The following is a 16,996-nucleotide window of genomic DNA, read 5'->3' on the forward strand; positions in this document are numbered from 1 at the left end:
CACCCGAAAGGACACCGCAATGCGTCTTCGCCCCCTCCTCGCCGCGGCCATCGCCGCGACGGCCGCGCTCGCACTCGCCGGTTGCTCCGGCACGGCCGACGCCACGTCGTCCTCCGCCGCATCCGATCACGTGATCCGCGTCGGTGCCCTCACCCCCGGCAACGCGAACGACGGCGCCTTCAACCAGGCGCTGGCCGACGCCCTCGCCAAACTCCAGGACGAGGGACTCATCACCTACGAGCTGCGTGAGCAGATGGCCGACCCCGCCACCAGCGAGCCCGTCGTCGCCGACTTCGCCAGCCAGGGATTCGACCTGGTCATCGGACACGGTATCGAGCTCGGCGACGCGATCTTCTCCGTCGCCAAGGACTTCCCCGACACGTACTTCACCGCCTCGGGCGGCGCGGACATCCTCGACAAGTACACCGACAACGTCGAGACGTGGACCTACAGCACGCCCGAGGTGGGCTACCTCTCCGGCTACATCGCGGGCCTCACGCAGGCATCGCCGATCGGACGCGTGGAGAGCCTGGAGCTGGACTTCGTGAAGGCGACGGACTCTTTCTTCCAGCAGGGCGCGCTCGCGGCCAACCCGTCGGCCCAGCTGCTTCCCGTCGTCTACGCCGGGAGCTTCGACGATGCCGAAGCCGCCGCATCCGCGACCACGGGCCTCATCGGCCAGGGCGCGAAGCTCGTCTACACGACCGGCGACGGCATCGCCGCCGGAGTCGGTGCCGCGGCCTCCAAGGCGGGCGTCCTCTCCGTGGGCGTCTCGCCCGCCGCCGGCGCCGAGGCGCTCAAGACCAACGTGTCCACGGTCGATCTCGACATGTACCCGATCGTCAAGGCGTGGGTCGAAGAGGTCGCGGACAAGAAGTTCGGCGGCAAGGGCGTCACCTCGACGCTCGAGAACGGCGGACTGGTCTACCAGGACATCAACAGCGTCGACGGCGCCGTGCCTGCCGACGTCGCCTCGAAGGTCGAAGAGCTCATCGCGGGCCTCAAAGACGGAAGTGTCACCATCTCCTGATGACCACCCGCACCCCTGAGACCGACCGGGCGCTCGTCGCCCGGTCGGTCTCCAAGAGCTTCGGCGCCGTCCACGCCCTGGACGCCGTCGATTTCGCGGTGCGCGCCGGCACGGTGCACGCCCTCGTCGGCGAGAACGGCGCGGGCAAGTCGACGCTGGCCAAGATCCTCGCCGGCATCGAGTCCGCGGATGCGGGCACGATGACGCTCGACGGAGCGTCCTATGCGCCCCGCGACCGCGCGGCCGGCAAGGGGCGCGGCGTCAACATGGTCCCGCAGCAGCTGAGCCTGGTGGGCGAGCTGAGCCTGGTGGAGAACCTGCTGCTCGTGGGTTCGACGCGCATCGCCCGCCGTGGCGCCGCACGCGCGGCACTGGCCGACACCCTCGAGCGCGCCGGCGTGAGCGTCGACCTCGACGTTCCCACCGCACGGCTGAGCCAGGCGCACCGCCAGCTCGGCGAGATCGTCGTCGCCCTCGCCGAGGGCGCGACGACCCTCATCCTGGACGAACCCACCGCAAGCCTCGGCCCCCGCGAAGTGGGCGGCCTGTTCGAACACCTGCGCACGCTGTGCGGCCTGGGTACGGCGATCGTGCTCATCACGCACCGCCTCGAGGAGGTGCGTGCGGTCGCCGACGAGGTGACCGTCCTGTCGCACGGACGCCGTGTGCACCACGGCCCCGCGCGCGGCCTCTCCGCCGCCGAAGTCGCACGGCTCATGGTCGGCGACCTCGAAGAACCCGCCGTGCGCGCGCCCCGCATCCCTGGCGAGACGGTGCTCGCCGTGCAGGGCGTCCACGCCTCGTCCGACACGGATGCGGCCCTGACGGATGTGTCCCTCGAACTCCGCGCCGGCGAGATCGTCGGCATCGCGGGCGTCGCCGGCAGCGGCCAGAACACGCTCATCGACGTGCTGGCGGGGCTGCGGGCACCCGCATCCGGATCCCTCGTCTTCCAGGGACGCACGGCGCCCTCCGCCGTCGAGCTGCTCCGCGGCGGCGTGGCGTGGATCCCCGAGGAGCGCAGCGACGCGCTCGTTCCCACGCTCTCCCTCGGCGACACGCTGGGGCTCTACGGGGCCGCCAGCGGCGCGCGCACCGACCGCCGTACCCGCGGCGCGGCGCGTGCTTCGACCGGCGAGCGCCTCACCGCGTTCGATGTGCGCCCCGCCGTCCCGACCCTGGCGGCGGGAGGTCTGTCCGGCGGCAACCAGCAGAAGCTGCTGGCCACCCGCGAGCTCGGTCACAGCTGGCCCGGCGGCGCACCGCGCGTCGTGCTCGTGTACGGGCCGACCCAGGGGCTGGATCTTCGGGCGGCCCAGGCCATCCGCGACCGCCTCATCCAGGCCGCAGAGGCGGGGGCGGCCGTCGCCGTCGCCTCGCACGACCTCGACGAGATCCGCGGTCTGGCCGACCGCATCGTCGTCGTCTTCGATGGGCGTATCGTCGCCGACCTGCCCGCGGCGAGAGCGACCACCGCCCGTATCGGCGCGGCGATGGCAGGACTCGACCCCGCAGAGGAGACCTCATGACCGACTTCACCGACCTGCTGCCGACGACCGAGGAGCTCGTGCACCTGCGCGCCGTCGCGGCGGGGCACACCGCCCCCGATCTGATCGTGCGCGGCGGGCTCGTGCAGTCCCCGGGCACCGAGGAGTGGCTCGAGCGCGACGTCCTCATCGCGGGGCGGCACATCGCGACGCTGACGCCGTGGGACCACGTCCCGACGGCGGACGCCGAGATCGACGCGCGCGGATGCCACGTCGTGCCGGGCTTCATCGACACCCACCTGCATGTGGAGTACACGAACCTCACGCCGGGCGAGCTCGCCCGCCTCTCGGTCGCCCGCGGCACGACGACCGTGCTCACCGACCCGAACGGCGCGGCGAACGTCTGGGGCGCGCGAGGAATGGACCTGGCGTTGTCCACGACGACGCCGCTGCACGTGTTCCAGCAGGTCTCGCCGACCACCCCCACCTCTTTCGCGCTGGAGCGCGGCGGTGCGGTCATCGAGGAGGAGGTCGTGCGCGCCCGCCTCCACGACGACAACACCGCGACCCTCGGGGAGTCCAACCCGTTCGACTACGGCGAGCTCTCCACCGGTCGTTTCCGCGAGGCGCTCGTCGCGGGTCGCCGTCTCACCGGCCACACGGCGGCGCAGACGCACGAGTCGCTCTGGGGCTACCTGGCGGCGGGCATCAGCGACGACCACAACGCCTCGACCGTCGACGAGGTACTGGAGCGCACGCGCCTCGGCGCGATGATCACCGTGATGGGATCGTCGCTGGCCGACAACACGGTCCCCCTGTTCGCCGATCTCGAGGCGATCGAGCCGGCGCTTCGCCACCTGAGCTTCTGCGCCGACGACAAGCACGCGCTCGACCTGCACACCCAAGGCCACATCGACCACCACGTGCGCCAGGCGATCCGTTTCGGTGTCGACCCGCAGCTCGCGTACCGCATGGCCACCGCACAGCCCGCGCACTACTACCGGCTCGACCAGGTGCTGGGCCTGCTCGCCCCCTCCCGCCTCGCGGACCTCCAGGTCATCCGCGACCTCGCCGAGGTGCGGCCGGAGGCCGTGATCGTCGCAGGGCGCCTCGTCGCCAGGGACGGCGTGGCCCTCTTCGAGAACACCGACGAGCTGCCCGACTGGGCGCGCGACACCGTGCACCTGCCGGAGGAGCTGCCGGCCGACCTGCTGGTCGTCGCCGCCCCCGAGGGCACCACGCGGGTGCGCGTGCGCGCGATGGAGATGTACAACGGTTACTTCAAGCGGGAGTTCACCGCATCCCTTCCGGTCGTGAACGGCCAGGTCGTGTCCGACCCCTCGCAGGACGTGCTCAAGATCGCGGTCGTCGACCGCCACCATGGCGAGGCACTGGCGGGACACGGGTTCGTCAAGGGCTTCGGCCTCGGCCGCGGCGCGATCGCCATCTCGATGAACTGCCCGAACATGAACATCGCGGTGCTCGGCGCGGATGACGACGACATGCGTCTCGCGGTCGAGGAACTCGGCCGTATGGGCGGCGGGTTCGTGACGGTCGCCGACGGCGAGGTCCTCGCCCGTGTCGCACTGCCGGTGGGCGGCATGATGAGCGACGCCCCGTTCGAGGAGACCGCCGCTGCCCTCGCGGCCGGGCACGCGGCGACCCACGAGCTGGGCTGCACGATCGCCTCGCCGTACATCATCCTGTCGTTCGTGGGGCTCTACGTGGTCCCCGACCTCGGCCTGACCGAACTCGGCCTCATCGACGCCGCGACGCAGCAGTTCGTCGACGTGCTCGTGCCCGGCCCCGTCGACGCCTGCGGACACGACCCCGAGGAGCACGCGTGATCCGTTCCTCCCGGATGCGGTCCGTCGCCCTGACCGGCGGCGTGGTCGCCGCGGTCGTGCTGGTGGCGGTCGCACTCATCCTCTTCGCCGGCGCCGACCCGCTCACGGGTCTGCGCGGGCTGGTGGAGGGGGTCTCCAGCTCGCCGTACCGCGTGGGTGAGCTGCTCGTGGGGGCGGCTCCCGTGGCGATCGTCGCACTGACGCTGATCCCCGCGCTCCGGGCGGGCGTGTTCTCGGTCGGCGCCGAGGGCCAGGTCACGATGGGCGCGATCTTCGCGACCGCCGCCATCCTCTGGGTGCGTGACATGACGTCGGATGCGGCACCCGCCGCCGTCTACGCGCTGGTCGGATTCGTCGCCGGCGCCGTCGGCGGAGCCGCCTTCGCGCTGGTGCCGGCCTGGCTCGCCGTGCGCTGGCGGGTCAACGTCATCCTGTCGACCCTGCTCCTCAACTACGTCGCCACCGGCTTCCTCGGCTGGACGCTGCGCACCTGGCTCGCCAGCGGCGAGGCTACGGCGACGCCGCAGAGCGAGCGGCTGCCTGACGCGGCGGCCCTTCCCGCTCTCATCCCGGGCACCCGCGCGCACGTCGGCATCCTGCTCGTCGTCGTTGCCGTGGTGCTGTTCGAGTGGTGGCGCCGCTCGCGGCAGGCGACCCGCGTCGCCGTCTTCGCCGAGCGCCCCGCGCTCGCACTGCGCCTGGGCGCGACGCGGCAGCGGACGCTCTACGGCACCATGCTCGTCTCCGGCGCCGGCGCCGGCGTCGTCGGATGGCTGCAGATCGCGGGCGTCAACGAGCGTCTGCTGGGCTCGGTCTCGGGCGGCGTCGGCTTCTCGGGTCTCGCCGTGGCCCTGCTCGGCGGCCTGCTTCCCGCCGGCATCGCCGTCGCGGCCGTCTTCTTCTCCGCCCTCACGGTGGGCGCGGTCGGGATGCAGTCGGCGACCGGAACGATCCCGTCGTCCATCGCGGAGGTCATCAAGGGCGTCCTGTTGCTGGGCGTCGCGGTGATCGCGGCGTCACGGCCGGGGCTCGTCGCCCCCGCGCATCCGGGGCCGGCTCCGGCGCCGGATGACGGCGCGTTCTCCACGGAGGAGATCACGGATGCGGCGGCCGCATCCGGTGAACCGGTCGTCGAGGCCGAGATCGCCGCAGAGGAGGGAACCCGATGACCATCGCACTCTGGGCGTCGATCCTCGCCGGCGCCATCGCGCTGGCCGCCCCCCTCGTGATCGCGGGGATCGGCGAGGGCTTCGTCGAACGCGCGGGACGACTCAACCTCGGCATCGAGGGCATGATGATCCTCGGCGCCTTCACCGCCATCTATGTCGGCAGCTCGTTCGGCCCCTGGCTCGGTCTCGTCGCCGGCGCCGTCGTCGGCATCGCGCTGGCGCTTCTCATGAACCTGCTGGTCTACACGCTCAAGGCGAACGAGATCGTCGTCGGCCTCGCGATCACCATGCTGGGCCTCGGACTGTCGACCTACCTGTTCCAGCTCTGGATCCCCGCCGGCCGGACGAACGTGAGCGTTCCGACGATCGCCCCGATCGACCTCGGTCTGCTCACCGACATCCCGCTCATCGGACCTGCCCTGTTCGGACAGAGCCCGCTCGTGTACGCGACGCTCGTGCTGCTGGCCGCCGCCTGGCTGGTCATGCGCTTCACCCGCTTCGGCCTGCAGGTGCGCGCCACGGGCTCGGATCCCGCATCCGCGGCCCTGCGCGGCGTGCGCCCGCGCAGCGTCGGAGCACGGGCGCTGCTCATCGGCGGTGCGACAGCCGGCCTCGCCGGCGCCGTGATCGCCGTCGGGGCGATCGGCTCGTTCACACCCAACATGACGGCGGGCCGTGGCTACATCGTGCTCGCGATCGTGATCATGGGCCGGATGAACCCGATCGGCATCGCGCTGGGCGCCCTGCTGTTCGGCTTCCTGCAGAGCTTCTCGTTGCTGTCGCAGTCGACCAGCATCCAGCTTCCCAGCGAGCTCTACACGGCGCTGCCGTACCTTGTGACCCTCGTCGTGCTCGTTCTCACCTCCCGTGCCCAGCTGCGCCGCCAGCTGTCCCGCCTCCGTCTGTCCTGACCCGAAAGGACCCGTCCATGCTCACCCGCCCGTCCCCCGTCGCCCCTCCCGCCGACGAGCAGCACTGGGTCGACACCGCCCGCGAGCTCGCCGCCGGCTTCGCCGCGACCGTGGCCGCCGACGACGCCGATGCGCGCCTGCCCATCGAGCACCTGCGGGCCCTCGCGGCCTCGGGGCTGGACGTCGCGTTCCTGCCGCGCGAGCACGGCGGCGAGGCGCTGTCGTACGCCACGCTCGGCGCCGTCGTGCAGACGCTCGCCGCGGCCCACCCGGCTGTGGCCACCGTATGGCTCATGCACCTCGGAGCGGCGCACGCGCTCGTGACGCTGTCGTCCGACGAGCAGGCCGCCTTCTTCGCGGCGGAGCTGAGGGCGGGCAAGCGGTTCGCGAACGCCCTGAGCGAGCCGGCCGGCGGCAATCACTTCCTCGCATCCCAGCAGGATGCGGATGCGGTCGGCGAGAACTGGTCGCTGACCGGCCGCAAGCTGTTCGTCTCCGGCTCCGAAGCGGCCGATCACCTCTTCCTCAACGCCCGGATCGACGGCGCACCCGCCTTCTTCGGCGTCACGATCGACGACACCGTCTCGTTCCCGGCGATCGAGGAGACCATGGGGATGCGGGCGACCCGCAGCCGCACGATCATCTTCGACGGCACACCCCTGCTGCGCTCCCGGCTGACCGGACCACCGGCCCCCGATTACGCGAACCTCATCACGGTCGGCTTCGCGTTCCTCTCGCTCGGCATCGCCGCATCCGCGATCGACGCGATCGCCCAGACCGCGGGCAAGGTGCGCGGCGGCACGAGCCTCGCCGAGGCCACCTGGGTCCGCCAGGAGACCGGCATGGCGTGGGCGGAGCTCACGGCGGCGACGCTCATGGCCGAGCGCACGGCGTGGCTCGCCGACCAGCGATCCCCCGAGGCGATGCCCGCGGCGACCGAGACGAAGATGCTGGCCAACGAGGTCGCCAAGCGCACGGGAGCGCTCGCGGTCCGTATCGGCGGGGGCGGCGGGTTCCTCGTCTCCTCCCCCATCCAACGAATCTTCCGTGACGCGCAGGCGGGCGCGCTCATGGCCTACTCCGTTCCGTTCAGCTCCGAACTCGTCGGAGGCTGGGTGCTGAGCGGGTGAGACCCCCGGGTGCCGCCTTCGCTCTGCGACGCGGTGCCCGGGTCGGGGTGCGTGGCGGCGATGTTCCGCCCGAGGCACGCCGAGGACCCCCCTCCTCGACGTTCCCGGCGGCCGCCGCCACGCATCCTTATGCTCCGCGTTCCGCCGTCTCGTCCTCGGCCGGCCGGTGGATACGCTGGAATGATGAGCCTCATCGATCCCCGCGAGAAGGAAGCCCGCCGCAACGCGAAGTACCAGGGAAGCCCGACCGCTCTGATCGCGACGATCATGTTCGGGGTCGCATCGCTCGCGACGACGGCGGTCATCGGCTTCGGCATCGGCGGGTTCGTCGACCAGTTCCGCGTGATGAGCATCAACAGCGTCTTCAGCACGTGGGACACCGCCATCCCGATCTGGCTGCGCAGCTGGTCCCTGCCGATCGGCATCGTCGCCACGATCATCATGGTCGGCGGCTACAGCACCTGGAACCACCGCTACTCCGGACGCACCGACGGCTACGCGTTCCTCGGACCTCTGCCCATCGTGCTGGCCGGTCTCACCCTCGGCTCCTGGTACGCCACCACGCTGTGGACCGCGCCGGACGCGGTGGGCATCGCGATCGACCCCACGTTCGGGCAGAACGAGAACTGGGATGCGGGCGCGTGGATCATGTACGCGGCCCAGTGGTGGCTGCCGGGCATCTTCGCGCTTCTTACCCTGCTCACGCTGCTCGGCCGGCTGGGCGCCCAGAAGCGCCGGCGCCTCAACAATGAGCTCGCGACGCAGCTTCTCCAGAACGGTGCGCAGGTCGAGGCGGAGATCACCGAGGCCCCTCTTCCCGAGCCGAGCTCGTCGCGGATGATGGCCCAGGTCACGCTGCGCTTCGAGGACGCCGAGGGCACGAGCCGCTGGGTGACGTCCATCGTCGCCGTGCCGACGAAGCAGTTCCCCACCACCGGGTCACGGCGCCCCCTGCTCTTCGACCCGGCGGATGCGGGCAACGTCCAGCGCATCCTCTTCTCCCCGACCGGCGGCACCAAGCCCGGCGACTTCGTCTCCGTCTCCGCAGCCGACTGACCCGGCCCGCCCCGGGGATGTCTCAGGCGCCGCGTAGCCTGAGAGCATGGCCACCCGTCGTCCCGCTCCCGCGCCCTTCCGCTGCACCGAATGCGGGTGGACGACGGCGAAGTGGGCGGGCCGCTGCGGCGAATGCCAGCAGTGGGGAACCGTCGTCGAAGCGGCGCAGCCGACGGGTGTGATGCGCTCGCTCACGCCCGTGAGCCCCACCGCCGCGCGCGCGGCCCGACCGATCACCGAGCTCACGACCGCGGAGTCGCCGCGGCGCGCGAGCGGCGTGGCCGAGTTCGACCGGGTGCTGGGCGGCGGCATCGTGCCGGGCGCGGCGATCCTCCTCTCCGGAGAGCCCGGCGTCGGCAAGTCGACCCTGCTGCTCGAGGTCGCCGCCCGCGCGGCTCGCGACGGGCATCGCGTGCTCTACGTGAGCGCGGAGGAATCGACCGCGCAGGTGCGCCTGCGCGCCGAGCGCACGGGCGCACTGCACGACGAGCTGTACCTCGCGAGCGAGACCGACCTCGCCACCCTCATCGGCCACATCGACGACGTCCAGCCGTCGCTGCTCATCGTCGACAGCGTGCAGACGGTATCCTCCTCGCTCAGCGAGGGTCTCGCCGGACATCCCAGCCAGGTGCGCGAGGTCGCGGCGACCCTCATCCGCGTCGCGAAGGAGCGCGCGCTGCCGGTGCTCATCGTCGGGCACGTGACGAAAGACGGCTCGATCGCCGGCCCCCGTCTGCTCGAGCACCTCGTCGACGTGGTCTGCCACTTCGAGGGTGATCGGCAGACCTCGTTGCGCTTCGTCCGCGCGCTCAAGAACCGCTTCGGCCCCACCGACGAGGTCGGCTGCTTCGAGATGACCGGAGACGGCATCAGCGAGGTCCCCGACCCCTCCGGCCTCTTCCTCAGCAAGGGCGCCCCCGTCAGCGGCACGTGCGTCACGGTCGCCCTCGAGGGGCGCCGCGCGCTGCCGGTCGAGATCCAGGCGCTCGTCGTGGCCGCATCCGGGCCCAACCCGCGCCGTGTCGTGAACGGCGTCGAATCGTCACGAGTGGCGATGATCCTCGCCGTCCTGGAGCGCCGCACCGGGCTGCGGGTCGGCGAGCGCGACATCTACGTGTCGACCGTCGGGGGTCTGAAGATCACCGAGCCCGCCACCGACCTCGCGATCGCCCTCGCCATCGCGAGTGCCGCGACCGATCGCCCCGTGGGGCATCAGGTCGCCGCGATCGGCGAGCTGAGCCTCACCGGCGAGGTGCGTCCGGTGGCGCAGCTCGCCCAGCGCCGCACCGAGGCCGGTCGCCTCGGCTACACGACGGTCATCGACTCCGGCGCGAAGGATCTGCTCTCCGCCCTCGGCCGGGTGCACATCCCCACCCCCGCCGCCTCCCACCGCTGATCGCGCGCGCCCGTCCGCCGGCACACGTTTCCTTCTTCCCGAACTGCGTCGCAGTTGCGCAAGTGCCACACTTTTCCGCATCCGCTACAGAGAATTGCTGGCTCATCTGCGCAGAAGTGTGGCGCTATCGGGGGTCGCGAGCCCGTGGCGCTCGCCAGGGCCGCGGGGCGGTGTGGCGCTCGTGGGGTCAGGAGCCCCTGCCGCGCCCCGGGACGCGCGAAGGCTCCGACGGCTCAGACCTCGAGGGCGGCGAGCAGGTCGGCGGGAGTGGCCTGCAGCGGATGCGGGCCCGCGATGTCGAAGAACACGGTCGTGATCTCCTCGCGGTGCGCGCTGAGGAAGCTGCGGAGCCAGTCCGGGCCCTGCAGCCCGACCGTGGGCGGCAACGTCTCGGGCTTGTGCGCGGCGTCGCTGAACAGCAGCAGCGCCACCTGCCCGGTGTTGGGGTCGCGATACGTCCACACCTCGCCGGCATCCAGCGGGTTGTCGCTCTCGCCGGTGCGCATGAGCGGGACGACCGTGGGGCCGTGCCGGAGTGCGAACGCCACCGCCGCCATGTCCTGCGTCTGCAGCGCATCGGTCAGCGCGGTGTTGCGGAACTCCAGCGGAGGCTGCTGCTTCTTCCCGCGCTTCTGCTTGCCGGCCATCCCCCCAGCGTATCCGCCGCGTCGTCAGCGAAGCGGCATCCGCAGGCACACGAGACGCTCCCGCACCTCCCATGACGCAACCTCGACGAAGCCGCGGCTCCGGTACAGTCCGATCGCTCCGTGCCGCCAGTCCCAGACCGAGAGCCGGAGGGATGCGGCCCCCGCCGCGGTCGCGCGTCGCGCGGCCTCGGCGAGGAGCGCCCCGCCCGCTCCGGCCCCACGCGCCGCGGGGATGACCCACAGTCGCTTGATCTCCGCATCCGCTCCGTCCACGCGCAGAACCACCATCCCGATGATCTGGCTATCGCGCTCGGCGAGCAGCACGTCCGCGCCGGGGAAGGCCGCGGCGTCGACTTCGGCAGCATAGGCGGGAGCGAGCGGCCCGAACTCCTGCAGACCGTGCGCGACCTTCTCGGCTTCGGTGTGCTCGTGGTACGCGCGCAGGAGTTCGGACACCGCCGCGGCATCGCCGACGGCGGCGATGCGGACCGCAGCAGGACTCATCCCTCCATTCCACACCCGCCGGCGCGGGAGAATGGACGGATGAGCTGGAGCCTGCGTCCGAGCACCCCCGACGACGCGGCGTGGATCGCAGAGCTCCGCGCGGAGGTCATGCGACCCGATCTTGAACGGCTCGATCGGTACGACCCGGTCTACGTGCGCCAGCGCTTCCTGACGGCGTTCGACCCCGCCTTCACCCGCGTGATCGTCGTGGATGGTGCGGATGCGGGCAGCATCGCCGTGCGTCCCGCATCCGACGGGGTCTGGGTCGAGCACTTCTATCTCGCCACGGCCCACCAGGTCCGGGGGATCGGATCACAGGTGCTCGCCCTCGTGCTGGACGAGCACACCGGCGACGCACCGCTGCGGCTCAACGTGCTGCAGGGCTCTCCCGCGCGGCGACTGTACGAGCGACACGGCTTCGTGCTTTACCACGAAGACGACGTCGACGCATTCCTGCGACGGGAGCCGGCCGCGCCGCTACCGTGACCGCATGAACCGCGATCGCATCATCGGCATCGTCGCCGCTGTCATCGGCCTCGTCCTGGCGACCCTCTTCGTGATCTGGGACCTCAACGGTGCACCGTCGTGGCTGCACTACATCACCTGGATCGCGGGCGCCCTCAGCGGATGGGGGCTCGTGGTGGCCTTCACGGCCGGCAAGCGCGGCATGAGGCCCTGAGTCTCAGCGCCCCCGGTTGGCGGCGAGGAAGCCGGCCAACGCCTCCTCTGTCTCGCTGAGCGTGCGGATGCGGCCCGCCACCCGCTCCCGCATCTCGGCCACCCGTGCGAGCAGTTCCGCGTCACCGTGCGACTTCTCTCCCGTGGCGCAGGGAAGGACGGCTCGAACGTCATCGCGTGTGAACCCGAGTTCGAACATGGCGTGGATCGTGGCGACCATCGGCACCGCCCGGTCGGAGTAGTGACGGTAGCCGTTGTCGCCGCGCTGCGGACTGATGAGGCCCAGCTTCTCGTAGTGCCGGATCGAGCGCGCGCTGACGCCGCTCCGGTCGCTCAGCTCGCCGATGATCATGCGCCTGCCCCTCGATTTGACCTTGACACGATGTCAAAGCATATCGTCGCGAGCGAACCACGATCGGGTCGGAGAGGCGGAGCACATGACGGAGCAGATCGAGGTCGACGGGCGGATACGGACCTTCACCGTCGTCGGGGAACGGGGCGCGGGACAGGCGCTCGTCCTGGTCTTCCACGGATCGCGGCAGACGGGCGAGATCCATCGCGCGTTCACCGGCGGCGCGTATGACGCGCTTGTCCAGAAAGGCGCCGTGGTCGTCTACCTCGACGGCTACCGCGGCAACTGGAACGACGCGCGTCGCGAGAGCCGGTTCCCCGCACGGCTCGCCGGAATCGACGATGTCGCCTTCACGCGTGCCGTGATCGCTCGGCTCGGCAAGACGCACGACATCGACGAAACCCGTGTGTACGCGATCGGATACTCCAACGGCGGCCAGATGGTCATGCGCCTGCTCCACGAGGATGCGCCCCCGCTCGCCGGCGGCGCCATCGTCGCCGCGACGCTGCCCGAGCCCGCCAGCTTCCTCCTGCCCCAAGTCGCTCCCGCGCCGCATCCGGTTCCGGTTCTGCTCGTGCACGGCACCGCAGACCCGGTGGTCCCCTATGCGGGCGGGCGGATGCCGCGCTGGGCGCAGATCCTCTTCCGCGTCGGCGGCTCGTCGCTCTCCGCACCCGAGACCGCCGCATACTTCGCGCGCCGCAACGGCATCGCATCGCCCTCGATCACGCGAGCGGATGCGGCATCCCACCCCGACGGCACGCGCATCGAGCGCGCCGACTGGCGGGAGGCGGGCCACCCGCCGGTCACGTTGGTCACCGTGCACGGCGGCGGCCACACGGTTCCCGGTCCGAAGCCCGGCCCGCGCCTGATCGGCCGCACGGCCACGAGCATCTCGATCGCCGACTTCGCCGCCGAAGCTTTCGGCCTGAGCGGCTAGTTCAGCAGGAACTGCGCCGACTGCGCGGAGGGGATACCGCCGATCGACACGGCAAGGTGATACGACGCACCACCGCCCGGCGCCTTGGGCCGGTTCGCGTTCTGGCAGGTGTCGACGGCGGAGCGCGTGCGGTCCCACGTGATGGGCGTCGCGCTGGTCACGGTCTGACCCGCGGTGAGGGTCACGACCATGTCGCTCGGCTCGCTCTGGCAGTCGGTCGAGCGCCACCACGTGTCCTCGCCGGACGTGACCGTGAAGGTCTGACTCGTCGTGCCGACGTTGATCGTGCAGTCCGTGGCCGAGGTGTTCGTGAGCCGGATCGAGAGCTGCGGGTTCTCGTCCGCCGCATAGGTCGACTGGTTCGTCAGCGCCTCCACGCGCACGTCGTCCTTGGTGCAGGTGGGGATGCCGGCATCCGTCGCCTCGTCCGCGGGCGTGTCGGTCCCGGACGCGTCGGTCGCGGGGGCATCGGTTGCCGCCGGGGTCGAGGGGTCCGGCGTCGCGACAGGGGTGGATGCGGCCGGGGTAGGCGCGGCGACGGAGTTCCACGGCTGTGCGATGAACAGCCACACCAGGCCGATGACGGCCAGCAGGCCGATCAGCGCGACGAGGCGGCGACGGCGGTACACGGCCTTCGACGGGCGACGACGCGGGGTGGGAGTGCTCACGCATCCAGGCTACGTCGCACCCGGCGCCGCGCCCCCGCGGCTCTCCGCGCGCGAACCTCAGAGCTCCTTGAGCATCCTCGTGTTGCCGAGGGTGTTGGGCTTGACGTGCGCGAGGTCGAGGAACTCGGCGATGCCCTCGTCGGGGCTGCGCGCCAGCTGCGAGTAGACGTCCGGGTCGACGACGTGCTCTCCGATCGGCGCGAAGCCACGTCGGGTGAAGAAGTCGACCTCGAACGTGAGGCAGAACAGCCGCGACAGCCCCAACGTGCGCGCCTGCTCCTCGAGACCTTCGACGAGCGCCCGCCCGACGCCGCGGTGCAGCCACGCGTCGTCCACGATCAGCGTGCGGATCTCGCCCAGGTCGTCCCACATGACGTGGAGGGCGCCGCATCCGATGAGCACGCCGTTCGCGTCCTCCGCGACCAGGAACTGCTGCACCGCCTCGTAGAGCACGACGATGTCCTTGCCGAGCAGGATGCGGCGCTGCACGTACGGCTCCAGCATCCGGTGGATCGCACGTACATCTGCCGTCCGCGCCGGCCGCACGGTGAACTCGCTCACGGTGCAACCCTACGCCGGGATGCGGCACGTACGACGAAGGGCCGGATGCGGTGTGCATCCGGCCCTTCGTGCGTGTGCGGTGTCAGCTTCCGGCGACGATGTCCGGCGTCGCCGAGATCTCGCCGGCGACGCCCGCGCCGAGCGCGACCTTCTCGCCGCGCGGCGCGATGTCGAACGTGAACCGGCCGCCCTCGGCGTCGACCTTCACGTGGTCGCCTGCGTTCAGCTCGCCGTGGAGAATCTTCTCGCTGAGCTGGTCCTCGACCTCGCGCTGCATCGCACGGCGCAGCGGACGCGCACCGAGCGTCGGGTCGAACCCGATCTCGATGAGGCGGTCCTTGGCCGCATCCGACAGCTCCACCGTGAGGTCGCGGTCGAGCAGACGCTCGGCGAGACGCTTGGTGAACAGACCCACGATCTGGCGCAGTTCCGACTTGTTCAGCTGCGGGAAGACGATGACGTCGTCGACACGGTTGAGGAACTCGGGCTTGAAGTGACGCTTCAGCTCCTCGTCGACCTTGCCCTTCATCCGCTCGTAGGTCGTCTGCGCGTTGCCTTCGACCTGGAACCCGACCGGGCCGCCGGCGATGGCCTGCGAACCGAGGTTGGTGGTCATGATGATCACCGTGTTCTTGAAGTCGACGACGCGGCCCTGACCATCGGTCAGACGACCCTCTTCGAGGATCTGCAGCAGCGAGTTGAAGATGTCGGGGTGCGCCTTCTCGATCTCGTCGAACAGCACCACGGAGAACGGCTTGCGGCGCACCTTCTCGGTGAGCTGGCCGCCCTCTTCGAAACCGACGAATCCGGGAGGGGCACCGAACAGCCGGGACACGGTGTGCTTCTCACCGAATTCGCTCATGTCGAGCGAGATGAGCGCACCCTCGTCGTCGAACAGGAACTCGGCGAGCGCCTTGGCGAGCTCGGTCTTTCCGACGCCCGTGGGCCCGGCGAAGATGAACGAGCCGCTGGGACGCTTAGGGTCCTTGAGGCCGGCGCGCTGACGACGGATCGTGCGGCTGAGGGCCGCGATCGCCTCTTCCTGACCGATGACGCGCTGGTGCAGCGCCTTCTCCATGAAGACGAGACGGCTGGTCTCCTCCTCCGTCAGCTTGAACACCGGGATGCCCGTGGCCTGGGCCAGCACCTCGGCGATCAGGCCCTCGTCGACGACCGCGGTCGTCGCGACATCGCCGTTCTTCCACTGCTTCTCGAGGCGCAGCCGCTCAGCGAGCAGCGACTTCTCCTCGTCACGCAGGGATGCGGCCTTCTCGAAGTCCTGCTCCTCGGATGCGGCTTCCTTCTGCTCGCGCACCTTGGCGATCTTCTCGTCGAACTCGCGCAGCTCGGGCGGGCTCGAGAGGATCGACAGGCGCAGGCGCGCGCCGGCCTCGTCGATCAGGTCGATCGCCTTGTCGGGCAGGAAGCGGTCCGAGATGTACCGGTCGGCGAGGTTCGCGGCGGCGACGATCGCACCGTCCGTGATCTGCACCTTGTGGTGCGCCTCGTAGCGGTCGCGCAGCCCCTTCAGGATGTTAATCGCGTGGGGCAGGCTCGGCTCGGCGACCTGGATCGGCTGGAAGCGGCGCTCGAGGGCCGCATCCTTCTCGAAGTGCTTGCGGTACTCGTCGAGGGTCGTCGCACCGATCGTCTGCAGCTCGCCGCGCGCGAGCAGCGGCTTGAGGATGGATGCGGCGTCGATCGCGCCTTCGGCGGCACCCGCACCCACGAGGGTGTGGATCTCGTCGATGAAGACGATGATGTCGCCGCGGGTGCGGATCTCCTTCGTGACCTTCTTCAGGCGCTCCTCGAAGTCACCGCGGTAACGGGAGCCGGCGATGAGGGAGCCGAGATCGAGCGAGTAGACCTGCTTGTCCTTCAGCGTCTCGGGCACGTCGCCCTTCACGATCGCCTGCGCGAGGCCCTCGACCACGGCCGTCTTTCCGACGCCGGGCTCACCGATGAGGACGGGGTTGTTCTTGGAGCGGCGCGAGAGGATCTGCATCACGCGCTCGATCTCCTTCTCGCGCCCGATGACCGGGTCGAGCTTGTTGTCGCGCGCGGCCTGGGTGAGGTTGCGGCCGAACTGGTCGAGCACGGCCGAGCCGCCCTGCGCACCGGTCGTGGCCTGCTCGCCGGCGCCGGTGGCGACGCCCGCGGGCTCCTTGCCCTGGTAGCCGCTCAGCAGCTGGATGACCTGCTGACGTACCTTGTTGAGGTCGGCACCGAGCTTGACGAGCACCTGGGCGGCGACGCCCTCGCCCTCGCGGATGAGGCCGAGCAGGATGTGCTCGGTACCGATGTAGTTGTGGCCCAGCTGCAGCGCCTCGCGAAGGCTCAACTCCAGCACCTTCTTCGCGCGCGGCGTGAAGGGGATGTGGCCGGTCGGCTGCTGCTGACCCTGGCCGATGATGTCCTGGACCTGCTCGCGCACGGCGTCGAGCGAGATGCCCAGGCTCTCAAGCGCCTTGGCGGCGACGCCCTCGCCCTCATGGATGAGACCGAGCAGGATGTGCTCGGTACCGATGTAGTTGTGGTTGAGCATCTTCGCCTCTTCCTGGGCGAGCACAACCACGCGACGGGCTCGGTCGGTGAATCTCTCGAACATCGCGGCTACTCC

The 16,996-nt window shown here is 70.6% G+C and carries 17 protein-coding genes; 11 read left to right on the forward strand and 6 right to left on the reverse strand.

The features are described 5' to 3' along the window. The first annotated feature begins 19 nt into the window (after nt 1-19). From EHF32_RS11005 to radA, 8 genes are all read left to right on the forward strand, one after another. On the forward strand, nt 20-1,030 hold the full coding sequence (locus EHF32_RS11005; protein WP_137418219.1) for a BMP family lipoprotein: 1,011 nt from the start codon (nt 20-22) through the stop codon (nt 1,028-1,030). Then, complete coding sequence (locus EHF32_RS11010) at nt 1,030-2,559, forward strand: ABC transporter ATP-binding protein (RefSeq protein ID WP_137418220.1); 1,530 nt, start codon at nt 1,030-1,032, stop codon at nt 2,557-2,559. Before EHF32_RS11005 ends, EHF32_RS11010 begins: the two co-directional genes overlap by 1 nt. Next, nucleotides 2,556-4,364 (forward strand): adenine deaminase C-terminal domain-containing protein, encoded by a 1,809-nt coding sequence (locus tag EHF32_RS11015; RefSeq protein WP_137418221.1) that lies wholly within the window; start codon nt 2,556-2,558, stop codon nt 4,362-4,364. Before EHF32_RS11010 ends, EHF32_RS11015 begins: the two co-directional genes overlap by 4 nt. Continuing rightward, the gene (locus tag EHF32_RS11020; RefSeq protein ID WP_137418222.1) at nt 4,361-5,533 is read left to right on the forward strand and encodes an ABC transporter permease; all 1,173 of its coding nucleotides are present in this window, start codon (nt 4,361-4,363) and stop codon (nt 5,531-5,533) included. The genes EHF32_RS11015 and EHF32_RS11020 overlap by 4 nt, the downstream gene beginning before the upstream one ends. Continuing rightward, the gene (locus tag EHF32_RS11025) at nt 5,530-6,444 is read left to right on the forward strand and encodes an ABC transporter permease (protein WP_137418223.1); all 915 of its coding nucleotides are present in this window, start codon (nt 5,530-5,532) and stop codon (nt 6,442-6,444) included. Before EHF32_RS11020 ends, EHF32_RS11025 begins: the two co-directional genes overlap by 4 nt. 17 nt (nt 6,445-6,461) lie before the next feature. Further along, on the forward strand, nt 6,462-7,574 hold the full coding sequence (locus EHF32_RS11030) for an acyl-CoA dehydrogenase family protein (protein ID WP_137418224.1): 1,113 nt from the start codon (nt 6,462-6,464) through the stop codon (nt 7,572-7,574). Between the two features lie 183 nt (nt 7,575-7,757). Next, nucleotides 7,758-8,630 (forward strand): hypothetical protein, encoded by an 873-nt coding sequence (locus tag EHF32_RS11035; protein ID WP_137418225.1) that lies wholly within the window; start codon nt 7,758-7,760, stop codon nt 8,628-8,630. Between the two features lie 46 nt (nt 8,631-8,676). Beyond that, a complete protein-coding gene (radA, locus tag EHF32_RS11040) occupies nt 8,677-10,026 on the forward strand; it encodes a DNA repair protein RadA (protein WP_137418226.1) in 1,350 nt (449 codons plus the stop codon). Between the two features lie 233 nt (nt 10,027-10,259). On the opposite strand, the gene EHF32_RS11045 is transcribed toward radA, so the two are convergent. Both EHF32_RS11045 and EHF32_RS11050 read right to left on the reverse strand, forming a co-directional pair. Further along, nucleotides 10,260-10,673 carry a dehydrogenase gene (locus EHF32_RS11045; protein WP_137418227.1) on the reverse strand — a complete coding sequence of 138 codons (414 nt, stop codon included), beginning with the start codon at nt 10,671-10,673 and terminating at the stop codon, nt 10,260-10,262. A gap of 24 nt (nt 10,674-10,697) precedes the next feature. Beyond that, nucleotides 10,698-11,177 carry a GNAT family N-acetyltransferase gene (locus tag EHF32_RS11050; protein WP_137418228.1) on the reverse strand — a complete coding sequence of 160 codons (480 nt, stop codon included), beginning with the start codon at nt 11,175-11,177 and terminating at the stop codon, nt 10,698-10,700. A gap of 39 nt (nt 11,178-11,216) precedes the next feature. On the opposite strand from EHF32_RS11050, the gene EHF32_RS11055 reads away from it, so the two are divergent. Then, on the forward strand, nt 11,217-11,663 hold the full coding sequence (locus EHF32_RS11055; protein WP_137418229.1) for a GNAT family N-acetyltransferase: 447 nt from the start codon (nt 11,217-11,219) through the stop codon (nt 11,661-11,663). Between the two features lie 4 nt (nt 11,664-11,667). After that, nucleotides 11,668-11,856, forward strand: coding sequence for a hypothetical protein (locus tag EHF32_RS11060; protein ID WP_137418230.1), 189 nt, complete (start codon nt 11,668-11,670; stop codon nt 11,854-11,856). Between the two features lie 3 nt (nt 11,857-11,859). Here EHF32_RS11060 and EHF32_RS11065 read toward each other — a convergent pair whose 3' ends face one another. Continuing rightward, nucleotides 11,860-12,207 carry a MerR family transcriptional regulator gene (locus EHF32_RS11065; protein ID WP_137418231.1) on the reverse strand — a complete coding sequence of 116 codons (348 nt, stop codon included), beginning with the start codon at nt 12,205-12,207 and terminating at the stop codon, nt 11,860-11,862. Between the two features lie 85 nt (nt 12,208-12,292). Here EHF32_RS11065 and EHF32_RS11070 point away from each other — a divergent pair, with 85 nt between their 5' ends. Continuing rightward, on the forward strand, nt 12,293-13,147 hold the full coding sequence (locus EHF32_RS11070; protein WP_137418232.1) for an alpha/beta hydrolase family esterase: 855 nt from the start codon (nt 12,293-12,295) through the stop codon (nt 13,145-13,147). Here EHF32_RS11070 and EHF32_RS11075 read toward each other — a convergent pair. The 3 genes from EHF32_RS11075 to EHF32_RS11085 form a co-directional block, all read right to left on the reverse strand. Then, nucleotides 13,144-13,815 (reverse strand): hypothetical protein, encoded by a 672-nt coding sequence (locus EHF32_RS11075; protein ID WP_192900639.1) that lies wholly within the window; start codon nt 13,813-13,815, stop codon nt 13,144-13,146. The genes EHF32_RS11070 and EHF32_RS11075 overlap by 4 nt on opposite strands. A 57-nt stretch (nt 13,816-13,872) precedes the next feature. Then, on the reverse strand, nt 13,873-14,319 hold the full coding sequence (locus EHF32_RS11080; RefSeq protein ID WP_443189874.1) for an amino-acid N-acetyltransferase: 447 nt from the start codon (nt 14,317-14,319) through the stop codon (nt 13,873-13,875). Nucleotides 14,320-14,458: 139 nt separating this feature from the next. Continuing rightward, entirely contained in the window at nt 14,459-16,984 is a 2,526-nt protein-coding gene (locus EHF32_RS11085) for an ATP-dependent Clp protease ATP-binding subunit (RefSeq protein WP_137418234.1), read from the reverse strand. Nucleotides 16,985-16,996 lie beyond the last annotated feature (12 nt).

Origin of the sequence: Microbacterium sp. RG1 (genome assembly GCF_005347485.1) — a bacterium.
Lineage (GTDB): Bacteria > Actinomycetota > Actinomycetes > Actinomycetales > Microbacteriaceae > Microbacterium > Microbacterium binotii_A.